Here is a 13,474-nt window from a genome sequence, read left to right as displayed (position 1 = left end):
TGGTCTTTCGGCTAGCGCCGAGCTGAGGCAAAGTTCGAGGTGTGGGATGAATCACTTTGCCGGCGTGCCGTCCCCCCTGTCGCGCGCGTTCGGCCTTTTCCTGCCAAGCAATTTTGGCGTTGGGAAGTCCGGAAGCTTGAGGGAACGTTAACGCTCGTGCATTTGAGCCGCTTACGTGGGGTAGAAAACTTGAATGCAGAAGACAGCTTGTTGAAGACGATGGCAAGTCTGATGAATTCCAGTGGCGCTGTGGTTTCGCGTCTCGGAGCAAGATCGATTGTCTTATCGAAGTTGGCGGATGCGGTTGTACCTTTGCTAACTCGTGCGCAGCGCGACGAAGCGATCATATCGTTCAAAATTGCTATCGAAGACGTCATGGCGGCGATGGACGATACGATCCTTCCAGCCGACTACCATTCTGCGTTGCTTGTTGAGACCAACCTCTGTCTCGAAATGCTTCGACACTTTCAGAGGCAAGTTCGATGAGCTGATTGAATTGAAGCGGTGTCGGAGGTCAGGCGACACTGAGTGTCGGGCTATCAGGTTCTAGCAGTTGTGCTCTCGCCATAGCTAGACCTTCTCGGTCGCGTCGGGCCTAGGCTCGATGCCCTTTTTTCTCAACGCCGGAAATGTGGAACCCTGGCGATCTGAGAGACTGTTCAAAAAAGACTTCTTGGTGCGTCTGGAACTGTTCCAGCGGACGAGGAAGCAATCCAGTGTCGGAATACTCTGAGAATGTCGGCGCGACGCTCAAAGCGGATGCGAAGGCTACGAAAGTTGTTGAGTCATACTTGAGTGCGCTTTACTGTACAGCGAAACTTGCAAAGCACACTGTGGTGCTTGGTCCGGCACTTTGCGATCATCGGCTTGATGTCGCATCTGCGAAATTTCGGGCGGCGTGGTTCGGAGTCGTAGCCGCGATCGATGCAAACAACTTTGGGCGTCTAGAGCGACCGGACGCCTACATCGCGAATCGGCGCAATGGCGTCGACGAGCGGCAGCAACTGAGTAACGTCGTTGCGGTTTGCGCCCGTTAGGATGGCACTGATGGGGACGCCATTGTCATCGGCGAGGATGTGGTGTTTGGAACGGGTCGCGGGCGACAAGCGGGATTCGGGTCAGTTTTTTTGCCCGCCCTAACGGCTCGCGCCGGCGAAGAATCGACGGCTGCCAGTGAGAGATCGAGTTTGCCAAGCTCGCGCAACTTGCGCGAGCAGATGTCCCTTAGGGTAATCGTCCGAATGGTGCAAAATTTATCGGTTGTCGCGCGAAGAGCTGTTTGCAGTACGGCTCGGCGATTCTGCGATTTTCCCGCATTCGGTGATTTTGCAAGTTGTTGATCCACGGGGATTCTCAGGATTATGCCGCCAGATTTCGCACGGAAAGTACAACCACCTGACGTCGGCTTGAACGATGTCATGGAACGCAAGCCCATTGAGCAGGCACTGTTCTGGTCGCGTGAACGGTTTCGCGGGCTATCGGCATATATGGAGGCGATTCGCGAGGACGAGAGAAAGCGTATCGCGATGGAAATGCACGACGAGCTGGGCCAACTTCTTACTGCCCTGAAACTGGACATTTCGCTGCTCAAGATGCGTCTCGTCGGTGATTCGGTCGCGGCGGAGAAAGCGGACGACATGCGCGAGCTAGTTGAAAAGACCATCTGGATGGTGCGAAATGTCGCGAACCATCTACGCCCTGCTGCGCTTAACTTTGGGATTGTTGCGTCGCTTGAGTGGCTGGTCGAAGATTTTGGCCGCCGAAATGGAATCCCGTGCCAGCTCCGTTTCAATGGCGGTGAGCTCTGTCTGCCGGATACGCGCGCTACCGCCGTGTTCCGCATCGTCCAGGCGTCACTGACCAATATTGCCCGTCATGCACGGGCGACACGGGCGGATGTCACGTTGACCAGTACGGCGACCGCTCTCGAGCTCCACGTTAGCGATGACGGCTGCGGCTTTGATCTGGCTACGGCACGCAAAGTCTATTCGTATGGTCTGCTCGGTATGAGCGAGCGCGCCCGGTCTATAGGCGGTTCGCTATCGATCGACAGCACGCCCGGCGTGGGCACGGTTGTCTCGATCCGCGTCCCGTTCGACTACGAACGGAACGTGTGATCCACGTGGTAACGCGGGAAGGAGGGGGCGTGAATAGTGCGAAAGACTCGTTGCGCGCGATGGTCGAACACTGGCTCGCGCCGGATCCGGCGAACGGGGTTCGGGTTACCAGGTTCAGAAATCGGCGATCCAAACACGAGTGCTGTGTACGAGTCGAAACTTTGACTGCAGCAGGCCCGGTTGCATTATTCTTTTTTCGTCATCGGGACGGTGTGTGGCGCATATTTCCACCGAGTGTGGAGCGGCCGGCGATGCGCGTCACTTGAAATCCGACGAATTGTTACCTCGTCGCGTTGGCGTTGCACAGTCGAGTGCGTAGTCTGCACCGGACCACTGGATTATTGGAGTCAACGTCCTTTTGCTGCAATGCCGAGGCGCTTTGCAAAGAATGCCGAAACGTCGGCGAGCACAACCGGGTGTGTCGCCAGTTCTTGATGTGAAACATTCGAGTACCTGGTAACTTCGGTCAGAACCCCCGCAGCTATCAGATGTCCAGCGTAATTTTCTGCCTCGACGTACAGCAAATCGTTTTGGGCACTCGCAATCAGAGTAGGCGGCAGTCCAGCAAGACGTCTTGACTCAAGGGGTGCAGCATAGGGATGTAGGCGGTCCGACACTATCGGCAGGTAGGCTCGATAGCTTTGTGCGCACTCTCTTACGCTAAAGTCTGGGGAAGATACTTCGTTGGCGTGGGCGATTCTTGTCATGCTTGGATCGAGCAACGGAGCGAGCAATGCTTGCCCTTTGAATGAAAATTCCCCCCGATCGCGTGCCCTCGCTGCGAGGCAAGTGGCGAGATTGCCACCTGCATCGTGCCCCGCAACACCTATACGGTTGACATCCGCGTTATATCTGCGCGCATTCTCGACAGCCCAACGGGTTGCGCGTAACCCGTCCTCCAGTGCGACTGGAAAAGGGAATCGAGGCGCGAGGGAATAGCCAACGGAGATTACCCACGCTGGAGTTCTTGATGCAATCGTGCTGGCGGCACATCCTGCATCCTCCAGGCAGCCACGGACGAAACCGCCTCCGTGGAAGTAAATGACGATTGGTAACACCGAATCCGAGACCGCTGGACGATAGCTGCGCAACGCGATCTCCTGCGTGTGGCCGGTCAGGAAGATATCTTCGACCGCCACCTCGGAATGATTCATAGATTGCATATTCTGGCTGACGTATGTGCGCCAGATAGTTCTGGCTAGATGAGAAAGTGTGACACAATCGAAAAAAGAGATAAATTGCTATAATCCAGAATACAATTCGTTCCGGTGTAACAATCCGGAATCCGCCTTCTTCGATTTCTTCCAGGACGGCTAGTGGTAGCCGATGTGAGGCAACATGGACCGGCTTCAGGCAATGCAGGTTTTCACAAAAGTGGTCGAGATGAATAGCTTCTCTCGGGCCGCTGACTCGCTCAATCTCCCGCGCGCGTCTGCTACAAATATCATAAAGAAGCTCGAGGCGCATCTGCAGGTCCATCTGATGCAACGAACAACGCGACGCCTGAGGCTAACTCTTGAAGGGGCAGAATACTATGAGCGCTGCGTCGGAATTCTCGCTGAGATTGATGAGGCGGAAGACTCATTCGCAAGCACCAAGATGGGACCGCGAGGAAAGCTTCGACTGGATATGCCGGCGTCGATCGGTCGACTGATCGTGATACCGAACATCGGAGACTTCCGGACGCGGTATCCGCACATCGAGCTGACGATCGGTTTCGGTGATACGCCCGTTGACCTGATTCGGGATGGTGTGGATTGTGCGATTCGCGTCGGTGAACTCGAGGACTCCGAACTCGTCGCTCGAAAGCTTGGCAACCTGCTGACGCTAACCGCAGCCAGTCCTGACTACATTTGCCGACACGGCGTGCCGCAGGTTATTGACGAACTTCAGCAGCACATAGCCGTGCAGTATTTCTCGAGCCGCACCGGACGGAATACTCCATTCAATTTCACGATCTCGGGACATTCGTCCGAAGTGAAAATGAAAGGAGGGCTGTCGGTGAATGATGCCGATGCCTATGTAATGTGCGGTGTCGACGGGGCGGGCATCATCCAGAGCCCCACGTTCATGCTCGCCCAATATCTGGCGAGCGGGCAGCTCGTCGAGGTGTTGCCGGCGTGCAAACCTCGCTCCACGCCTATTGCCGCCGTTTATCCGCACAATCGCCACCTCGCGTCCAAGGTTCGTGCTTTCGTTGAATGGATATCGGAATTGTTCGAAGACTGCCCGTTGATGTCTGAAGCAAGGGAAGTGGATGGGCGTTCCCCGAAGAGTCACCTGGCCAAGTATTCCCCCTCTGTTCGACAGCACGCCTCTGGAAAGTTGGTGCCAACGGTAGCGGAAGTCATGTTTGAAAACCATGGCTGAGTCTGGCGTCGAACTCGTGGTTCTTGCCAATATCCACGTTGGAGCTCTTCTAAGTCCGATGCTTACGGCGGCAGCGGAAGATCCCCTTCGTCTGGTCCCGAACAACGGGTATGGAGCGATGGAGCGCCCGCTGCACTCCTTCACGTCTTATAAAAGTCTATCAGGATGCGGACGATGACTCTTTCGATGTACAGGGCTTCAATTCCCGTTTTTCTCCGCGGCCTCGACGTTCTCTCGGTGGTGTTGGAACGGGCCGCTGCTTATGCTGCGGCGCGAGACTTCGATGTCGACATCTTGGTTGGCGCTCGGCTTGCGCCCGACATGCTGCCATTGGGTAGTCAGATCCAACGGGCGAGTGATACGGCAAAGTTCGCCGTAGCGCGACTGACCGATCTTTCACCCCCCCGCTTCGCTGATGCCGAAGTCACGCTGGAAGAGTTGCGGCAACGAATCGATGTGACCGACAACTATCTCAGGACCTTCCGGGCGGAGCAGTTCGCCGGGAGCGGTGAACGAACGGTTTCATACAATGCTGGTGGTGCCTCGCGGCAGCAGTGCGGACAGGATTATCTTCTGAATTTCGCCCTGCCGAACTTCTATTTCCACCTAGTGACGACTCACAACATTCTCCGCCACAACGGGGTTCCCATCGGCAAACGCGAATATCCCGGCTTCGGCCGGGAATGAATGGTGGCGACGAGCTATACGCCGGCGTGCCGTGGCCGACTATATCGTTTTTCTGTGAAAGAACTCAGGAGCACATATGGCAGACCTCTATCAACAAATTGTTCTCGCATCTCGGCCAACCGGGGCGCCTGTCGCCGAGAATTTCCGCTTGGAGAGCGGACAGATGCCGGTTCCCGCAGACGGCGAGGTCCTGGTTCGCGCCCGTTACCTATCACTCGACCCCTATATGCGCGGCCGTATGAGCACGTCTAAGTCCTATGCCCGGCCGGTCGAGATTGGCGAACCGATGGAAGGCGAGACGGTTGCCGAGGTTGTCGAATCGCGGCATCCAGACTACCGACCGGGCAATCTGGTTCAGGCACGCAGCGGTTGGCGCACGCATGCGGCGATCAGTGTTGAAGGGCTGCGTCGTATTGATCCTGCTTTGGCACCTATCACAACGGTCCTGGGCGTGCTGGGTATGCCTGGCTTCACCGCCTATTCCGGCATGAAGGTGATTGGCCAACCGAAGCCCGGTGAGACAGTCGTCGTTGCGGCAGCGAGCGGCCCAGTCGGCTCGCTCGTCGGCCAGCTCGCCAGATTGGCCGGCGCCCGCGTGGTCGGAATCGCGGGCGGCGCGGAGAAATGCGCGTATGTCCGCGATGTGCTCGCTTTCGACGCTGTAGTAGATCACCGATCCGAAGGACTGGCGGAAAAACTGGCCAAAGCCTGCCCGAACGGCATCGACGTCTACTTCGAGAATGTGGGCGGCCCGATCTGGCAAGCAGTCCTGCCGCTACTCAATCGCTTTGCGCGGGTGCCGGTTTGCGGTGTCATCGCGCACTATAACGGCGCCGGCGGCGGCGAGCGGGATCAGCTGCCGATCACGATGCTCGAGATCGTACGTCGAAGCCTGCTGGTGCGTGGTTTCATCAACGTTGAATTCGTCGAAGAACACTATGATGCGTTCCTGCGGGAGATCGGCCCCAGAGTTCGCTCCGGCGATATCAGCTATCGTGAAGACATCGTTGATGGCCTCGAGAAAGCGCCGGAGGCTTTCATCGGCATGCTGGCTGGCCGGAACTTTGGCAAAGCACTCGTTCGCCTGTCGTGACGGCAGCTCCGTCTCAGTGGGTTCGGTATTGAATTCGACGCCGCACTGACAATGCGCACCATTTCCGGTGTGGCGAGTCCTGCGTCGCACTACGCTGCGCTCATTGAGCATGTTGTTCTTCTGTTAGTCGTTAACTGGACGTCAAGGATGACTCTTGCCAGACATATCGCGTTACGCAGAACTTGGATTATGTATGAACGCTACTTTTGTAACTCAACTTTGAATTGACCGTTCGGCGGCTACTTCTTGCGAGATCAAGGATATTGCGATGGCTACGTATGAACCAAAAATTACGGCAGTGCTGTGCGTTGACCTCTACAACGACTTCCTGAGCGAGGGGGGAAAGCTCTTCCCATGGATCAAGGATATTGCGAAAGAAAACAATATGCTGGAGAACCTTCGGACGGTGGTCCGGACTGCGCGTGAGGCGGGCATCAGCATTTTTCACGTGCCTCATCACCGCTGGGAGTCGGGGAACTATGTCAACTGGAAATACCCGTCGCCCTATCAGTTGGGCGCGGCAGAACGACAGTCCTTTGCCAAGGACACGTGGGGCGGAACGTTTCACGACGATTTCAAGGTGCTGCCGGGCGACATTGTTGCGACGGAACATTGGGCGTCCAGCGGATTTCCGAATACGGATCTTGACCTTCAGCTTAAGCGTAACTACAAAGAGAAGATTATCCTGGTCGGTTTGCTCGCGAATACCTGCATCGAGGCGACTGGGCGAATCGGAATGGAGCTTGGTTACCACGTTACGCTGGTTCGGGATGCGACGTCAGCGCGTTCGCATGAGGCATTGCATGCGGCGATGAACATTGACGGCCCTACCTATGCACATGAAATTCTCGCAACGGAAGAACTGATTTCGGCGATCAAGAATTCGTCGCCTGTCGATCGGCCCGTTCGCTAAATCCAGACTCTTCAATCCTGAGGGTCAGATTCGCACCAGACCAAGCGGGGCGTGGCGTATGCGTCAGCTTAGCCCGTGCACACCGGAACGTCGCGAGGAATACGGCTTGATCGAGGTCTACCAGCCCGGATAGTTCTACTCCCGCGATCGTAAATGACAATCCGTCGGCGTACCGTTGGCGGTTCGAGCGGAATACCCATGACCAGTTATGCACCCAACGATTTCCCAATCCTGACTTTCGACAAGATCCGTTACGGCGATACCGACCGACAAGGGCATGTCAACAATGCCGTGTTTTCGACTTTTCTCGAAACCGGACGCGTTGAAATTCTCTACGGCTCGCAAGGGACGCTTGCCGAAAACGGGGCCGAGTTCGTGATCGCCAGCGTGGCGCTAGAATTCCGCGCCGAACTGCGTTGGCCGGGCAACGTCGAGATAGGCTCGCGTGTCGCATCGATAGGCCGCGCGTCGATCCACCTGGAGCAGGGTCTATTCCAGAATGGAGAATGCGCGGCTTTCGCGAAAGCTGTACTGGTGCAGATAGACAGCGGAACCCGCCGTTCGAAACCGTTGTCCGATTTCGCGCGGGCGGCTCTCGTGTCGTTCACGGCGCCGTCCGAGCGATAGGCATCCGTCCCCGCGGCCGCCGCCCGAGAACGCGCATCCTCGCGCCGCCAATTCGCCGCCACGTCTCTTAACCCCCATTAGACAGCTTCTGGCTTTACACCGTAGCCGTGCAAAGAGTCACCTTCGTTGCTGCTGTCCTTGGGGGAGTGCGAAAAACAAAATTCAGGAAAGTAAATATAATCCTTATTGAGGATCGGTCAGTGTTGGCCCTTCAAGCGGTCCGTTTTTGGACTTAAGAGAAATCTGAGAGTGAGGCGATAGTGTGAGGAAGACTGATGGGGAACGCTTGGGTTTCTATGTGGCAGAGCTGGACGCAATTGAGCGTTTGATAACCCAACGCATTGCCATTGGTCTTACCCTTGAGCGCGACGGTGAACTGGCGACCGCACTATCATCGACAGTCAGGGATTCGGATGGGGAATGCCGGGAGGTGCTCCTTATCGACACGGCTGGTCCAGTCATATTTATGAACGGAGCGGTGATTGTCGGCTCCGCGACCTTCTTGCCCGGCCTCCTGACGCTTCCGGGGGACACCCTTGCAAAGATGGATGACCAAAAGAGAGGGAGTCTGTGGGCCTCGATGAAACGCTCTAAATCATTGGTCGATGCTCAGGAACTTGTCGATGCGTTGATCAGACGACCCGAGGCTCTCGACCGGGAGACGTTTGAGCGAATCTACAAGTGGCGTCATCTCTTTTCCGCAAGTTCATACAAATGGGTGACAGTTGCATCGATGATGCTTGACGCTAGTAGAAGAGGGTACAAGCAAGCGGTATTGAGGCAGGAAATGCGCCAACGCTACGTGCTGGGTGAGTATCAGAATCTGGTGCGTGCAATGGGCACTCTGATTTCGCTTGCGTGCACGGGGCCCGATACAGCATGGTTGTCCGAGATTGCAATGAGCTTTGAGTGGCATACGTGGACACCATCATTTGTACTGTCGCGTGAGCGTTCTATGCTCTCGACACTACAGGCCGGATCAGCCGCATCGCAGTTTGGTCCCGAGGTAATCGACAGGTACCTCGAGAGAATCGGGGAGAAAGCCCCCCCTTTGATGATCTACGATGCTGTGCTTGGTTTGACTGCGATTGCAACCTGGCACAAGACCCATGTCGACGAAATTCTGGAGCGTATGAGCGGCGCACTGTCGGAATGTCAAACGTATGGACATGATGACACCCGGGTCGCTGAAGCGCTCAAATTCTCGGCGGAGCTCGCGCTTCGAACGCCGGATGTGGCAATTCGGCTGGTGGAGGCGTGGTGCTCCATGCGCACTCAGGTTGCTCCTGGTAGGCCTCTGTCAGAAGACGAGGTGCGAACCTTATTCATTCAGTGTGTCACTTACGATGACGTCGACGCAGCCGTGGTGGTTGACGGATGTTTCCCGGCAATATTAGCGCTTCCTCTTTTTGATCCTTCGCGTCCCGAAAGATTCTATCTTCGTTCGCTAGACAGAGGAGAGATTGACAGGCGAAAAGCGGCAAACAACGCACGTCAGGCATTGATGCGTTCAGATACGGCGCAAATCGAGTGGGGGCTGTCTTCACCTTCAACCCTTCACTAAAAGCCACTACTCGCGGGTGAAGCGTCCCTTTTTTGCCTTGCGGCGCTACCCTCAGTTTCAGTGTGGGCGCCATTCAAAGGCGGCGCCGGGTCTTCTGCCGCACAGATGCGACTGTGTCTATAAAGGACCTACGCCTCGCTAGTCAGAGACTAAGAGAAAGGGGCGCCTTCCGCATGCTCAGAGTATGTATGGTGCGTTGACTTGGCCACGAAATTGAAACTTAGATAGCGCCTCAATGGCCGAAGCCATTTCAGCTTCGATGCGTGCGACTATAGTCGCCAAAGGCTCCCTTCGGTCGGCGAACGTGACCGCCTGACCCAATGAAAGCGCGCCGATCGACGCGTCACCGGAAATATAGGCCTGCTTGCCTAGTACGCCGGCCACATGAGGCTTCAATACACTGAAATCCCCTGCGTGGATGCGCTCTAACTCGTTCACCGTATTCGTCGTGTCGTTACGCAGGGCTCGTACGGTGTTGCGGACGCTTTGCATCATGAGCGCCGTGTCGGCTTCCCTCAATGTGACAAGTAAATCTTTGTAGTTCCCATGCGCCCAAATCTCGTCTGCGACAAGGAAACGCGTACCAATAGTTACACCATCGACGCCAAGAGCCAGTGCTGCAATGACCTGTTTGCCGGTGCCAATACCTCCCCCTAACAATACCGGTATCTTGAAAGCGTTTCCAGCGAGGGCGCCTTGAATCATTGTTCCGACCATATCGACCCCAGGATGTCCCCCGCACTCCGCACCGACAAGGGAGACCGCGTCGACGCCAAGTGATTCGGCTTTCTTGGCATGTCTTAGAGAGGGTGCTTTATGCAAGACCTTGATTCCGGCATCACGAAGACGCGGAAGGTATGCCTCTGGGCTCCGCCCCGAGGTTTCCACAAAAGGCACTCTGCCCCGAATGACTTCATCAAGATACTCATCCACCTTTTCATCGGGCGCTGGTTTCGGAAGCATCGAGATGTTGACGCCAAACGGCTTACCTTCCGCCAGATCCCGGCACCTGTCGATTTCGGCGCGCAGGCTGGCGCCGTCAGGCAGACTGGCGGCGGTGATGAAGCCAATAATTCCCGCTCGAGCTGCTGCGGCCACATAGTTTGCGTCGGCGAGCCATTGCAAGCCGCCGGCGACAATCGGAAGGCGCGTACCGAAAAGGTCGGTAACGGATGTTGCGAACTGTGTTTCCATGATTATCCTGTTAAGGTGTTACTACGACGTTCTCGCACGGCTGCGCGGTTACGGTCCGACCACACCGAGTGTCCACTTCTCCGAGTCCCATTGGCATTTGGCTGAACAGCGAGGTTATCTAGAACTTCACACGCACACCAATTCGGGCAAGTGCGGCGTGATTTCCCGCTGCCGCAGTTTCGTTGTCTATACTTGCCACCGCCTTTTGTCCGGTCGAGTCGATACCGCTTGCCTTCTGGTACACGCCAACGAAATATAGATCTGTGCGCTTCGAGAGGAAGTAGTCGACGCCCAAAGCAAACTGGTGGTACTTGACGCCAGAATTGTGAACGGCGGCATGTGTGCTACTGACGCCATTCCCTTTCGTGTAATCATAGGCGACGCCCAAGAGCAAAGAAGGCGTCAACCGATATTTCCCGTTTACTTCAGCGTTGTTGAACGTGACGCTCCCAGTGTAGCCGAGGGGATTTGGACCTGACGTTGCCGTATCGCCGAGGTTCATGAATCTTGTGTTGGAATAGGTCGCACCAACCGTGGCTGCACCAAATGTGTACGAACCTCCCGTAGCGATCACTTGGTAGGTGTGCGCCGATGCGTAGCCGGAGATAACCGGATTGGTGGACGCCGAGGTGTTATTGGCTGCAACGCCACCGCCGCTCGGATTGTCGCCGAAGAACGAATTATTCGGATTGCGGACGTTCAAATAGGCAACGCCAAGCGAGATTGGTCCATTCACATAGGCGGCACCCAACGAAAACAACTGGTTCAGTGAAATCGACCCGGGTTGACCCCCGAGGCTGTACAGGCCACCAAAGGTCAATCCGCTATAGCTTGGGCTGGCGTATTTGACTGAATTGTTCGTCCGGATCAGAAGGTTCAGAGTGTCGAGAGTACCGGGATGAGCAGCCCGTTGACTCGCCCACTGATCGGCAACTCCGAATGGTCCGACGAAGTCCTCCACACTGTCGTACTGCCGGCCGAGTGTAAGAGATCCGTAGTTTTCATTGGCGAGCCCGACGAATGCCTGCCGGCCCCACTCAGCTCCGCCCTGACCCAACTTACCTGTGTTGACTTCAAAGCCGTTCTCCAATGTAAATATCGTTTTCCATCCGGCGCCTAGATCCTCGGAGCCTCGCAATCCCCACCGCGAAGGGTTGAGGCCACTTGACGAATCCAGCTGATACATTGTCTTGCCTGTTCTTTCTGCCGTCTTGACATTGCTGACTACCTCAAAGCCTTCATCGATGATGCCGTACAGGGTGACTGTACTTTGAGCGTTGGCAGCAGTCACAAATGCGTTCACCACTACGACAGAAAAAATCAATCTTTTCATATTATGGCCTCTTTAACTTTTAACTATTAAAAAAATAATCACGCCAGGCAAGGAAATGAACCAAACTCTGAACCAAAAGGCTACGATAGAGTTGACGTCGCTATATCAGACAGAACCAGTGATGTAATAGAAGCAGTCCTAATTGTGTTTTGAAATCTTCTCCGTCAAATTGATCAAGCGGCTACTGTATGTAAGTAACGAACGATTCTCGTCGTCTTGCTACTGGATCGCTCGATTTCGAGAACAATCCTCAGTTGGCTAGCTGCCCGGACCTCCACGCCAAGGATCGCGCCAACGGTACTTACGAAGGGCCGGTACAATCAGTGAATATGGAACTGCTTTTCCTTCCTCAGGGACCTCATCCAGAACGTTGAGGCCTTACCTCCAAATTTCGTACGAGTCATGCATGAGACGTATAACTGACCTAAAGCGGCTTCGCGCATTTGTTGCCGTTGCGGACCTGTTGCACTTCGGTAGGGCGGCGGAACTACTGGGAATAGCCCAACCTGCACTCAGTCAGCAGATCCAGCAACTCGAGCGTGAAATCGGCGCGCCATTGCTGATTCGAGACCGACGATCAGTGAACGTGACACCGGTCGGCATGCTTTTCCTCACAGAAGCGCGCAATACGCTGGCACAAGCAGAAAAAGCAGCGCTTGTGGTCACACGCGCGAATCGGGGAGAGCTTGGTGAAATCGATATCGGTCTCGTCACTTCAGTCGCGTATTCTGGCCTTCTGTCACGTATCTGCTATGTGTGTCAGCAACGCATGCCCGATGTTAAGATCCGGTTGCAAGAACTCGACCCGGAGCAGCAATTAACGTATCTTGCCGATGGACACCTTGATGTTGCCTTTATCCGATTGCCGGTGGCCCAGCTGCCTGAAGGTGTTATAACGTCGACCCTTCGACGCGAACCCGTGCTCGTCTGTCTTAGAAGCGATCACTCATTCGTAGGTGAGCAGATATCGGTTTGCGACCTGGCCGGCCTCGATTTCATTGCGACCCACCTGCGTGAGGGCTACGGCTTCTACGACACAATGCTAAGGGTATGCCGGACAGCCGGATTCGAACCGCGCATAGTTCATCGCTCTCGTAATTTCCCAATGATCGTCAGCCTGGTTGCTGCAGGCTGCGGGGTCGCGCTCATACCTGAACCTGTCAGCCACTTGAACCTCCCAGATGTCGTATACCGGCCGCTGAGTAATGTCGACATCGTCTCAGATGTCGCCGTCGCCTACCGCAAGGACGAACCATCGCCTGCCGTCCGGCGGTTCATCAGTTTATGCCGTGAGATCGCTCCGCTGCTTGCCTGTTAGCATCCCGGTAAGCAGCACTTTCCGTCGAGTATGCCTTTTCCAGTGAGCATTACGCGCTCATGTAGACCTAACCGCTGTCGTACGGGTGACGTCGTTCTTTCCGACCCTTGACCAAAGAATGCCTACAGAAATTGATGGACCTTCGCAATCACCGCTGGATCGAGAAAGCGATCGACAGCTAGCAGCTTCATAGCTTCAACAGTTGCAGATCCGTACAGCGGGATGAGTGCAGCTTCGCCATGCACATCCAATCCGTGA

The 13,474-nt window shown here is 55.5% G+C and carries 12 protein-coding genes and 2 pseudogenes; 9 read left to right on the top strand and 5 right to left on the bottom strand.

Going from position 1 to position 13,474, the window contains the following annotated elements:
• Positions 1-189 precede the first annotated feature (189 nt).
• Positions 190-486 (top strand): hypothetical protein, encoded by a 297-nt coding sequence (locus P3T25_RS43345; protein WP_429363481.1) that lies wholly within the window; start codon positions 190-192, stop codon positions 484-486.
• A gap of 177 nt (positions 487-663) precedes the next feature.
• On the opposite strand, the pseudogene P3T25_RS43340 reads toward P3T25_RS43345, so the two are convergent.
• Positions 664-1,228: pseudogene (locus tag P3T25_RS43340) on the bottom strand (transposase); the annotation flags it as partial.
• 172 nt (positions 1,229-1,400) lie between these two features.
• Here P3T25_RS43340 and P3T25_RS43335 point away from each other — a divergent pair.
• Positions 1,401-2,117, top strand: a pseudogene (locus tag P3T25_RS43335) (sensor histidine kinase); the annotation flags it as partial.
• A gap of 347 nt (positions 2,118-2,464) precedes the next feature.
• Here the strand turns inward: P3T25_RS43335 and P3T25_RS43330 are convergent.
• Positions 2,465-3,271, bottom strand: coding sequence for an alpha/beta hydrolase (locus P3T25_RS43330; RefSeq protein ID WP_429363479.1), 807 nt, complete (start codon positions 3,269-3,271; stop codon positions 2,465-2,467).
• A 184-nt stretch (positions 3,272-3,455) separates the two neighbouring features.
• Here P3T25_RS43330 and P3T25_RS43325 point away from each other — a divergent pair, with 184 nt between their 5' ends.
• The 6 genes from P3T25_RS43325 (at position 3,456) to P3T25_RS43300 (ending at position 9,371) form a co-directional block, all read left to right on the top strand.
• On the top strand, positions 3,456-4,487 hold the full coding sequence (locus P3T25_RS43325) for a LysR family transcriptional regulator (RefSeq protein WP_429363477.1): 1,032 nt from the start codon (positions 3,456-3,458) through the stop codon (positions 4,485-4,487).
• A gap of 174 nt (positions 4,488-4,661) precedes the next feature.
• On the top strand, positions 4,662-5,174 hold the full coding sequence (locus tag P3T25_RS43320; RefSeq protein WP_429363475.1) for a DUF1993 domain-containing protein: 513 nt from the start codon (positions 4,662-4,664) through the stop codon (positions 5,172-5,174).
• Positions 5,175-5,250: 76 nt separating this feature from the next.
• Positions 5,251-6,267 (top strand): NADP-dependent oxidoreductase, encoded by a 1,017-nt coding sequence (locus tag P3T25_RS43315; protein ID WP_429363473.1) that lies wholly within the window; start codon positions 5,251-5,253, stop codon positions 6,265-6,267.
• A gap of 268 nt (positions 6,268-6,535) precedes the next feature.
• Entirely contained in the window at positions 6,536-7,180 is a 645-nt protein-coding gene (locus tag P3T25_RS43310; protein ID WP_429363471.1) for an isochorismatase family cysteine hydrolase, read from the top strand.
• A gap of 198 nt (positions 7,181-7,378) precedes the next feature.
• The gene (locus tag P3T25_RS43305) at positions 7,379-7,807 is read left to right on the top strand and encodes an acyl-CoA thioesterase (RefSeq protein ID WP_429363469.1); all 429 of its coding nucleotides are present in this window, start codon (positions 7,379-7,381) and stop codon (positions 7,805-7,807) included.
• A gap of 262 nt (positions 7,808-8,069) precedes the next feature.
• Positions 8,070-9,371 (top strand): hypothetical protein, encoded by a 1,302-nt coding sequence (locus P3T25_RS43300; RefSeq protein ID WP_429363467.1) that lies wholly within the window; start codon positions 8,070-8,072, stop codon positions 9,369-9,371.
• A gap of 177 nt (positions 9,372-9,548) precedes the next feature.
• Here the strand turns inward: P3T25_RS43300 and P3T25_RS43295 are convergent, their stop codons facing one another.
• On the bottom strand, positions 9,549-10,565 hold the full coding sequence (locus P3T25_RS43295) for an NAD(P)H-dependent flavin oxidoreductase (RefSeq protein ID WP_429363465.1): 1,017 nt from the start codon (positions 10,563-10,565) through the stop codon (positions 9,549-9,551).
• 118 nt (positions 10,566-10,683) lie between these two features.
• A complete protein-coding gene (locus P3T25_RS43290) occupies positions 10,684-11,898 on the bottom strand; it encodes a porin (RefSeq protein WP_429363463.1) in 1,215 nt (404 codons plus the stop codon).
• Between the two features lie 406 nt (positions 11,899-12,304).
• Between P3T25_RS43290 and P3T25_RS43285 the strand changes: the two genes are divergently transcribed.
• Positions 12,305-13,216 carry a LysR family transcriptional regulator gene (locus tag P3T25_RS43285; protein ID WP_429363461.1) on the top strand — a complete coding sequence of 304 codons (912 nt, stop codon included), beginning with the start codon at positions 12,305-12,307 and terminating at the stop codon, positions 13,214-13,216.
• A 122-nt stretch (positions 13,217-13,338) separates the two neighbouring features.
• Here P3T25_RS43285 and P3T25_RS43280 read toward each other — a convergent pair whose 3' ends face one another.
• Positions 13,339-13,467, bottom strand: a complete 129-nt coding sequence (locus P3T25_RS43280; protein WP_429363459.1) for a hypothetical protein — start codon at positions 13,465-13,467, stop codon at positions 13,339-13,341.
• Positions 13,468-13,474: the final 7 nt, after the last annotated feature.

It is taken from the genome of Paraburkholderia sp. GAS32 (assembly GCF_050434225.1).
Taxonomy (GTDB): Bacteria; Pseudomonadota; Gammaproteobacteria; order Burkholderiales; family Burkholderiaceae; genus Paraburkholderia; species Paraburkholderia madseniana.
This window is presented reverse-complemented; position numbering and strand designations above follow the sequence as displayed.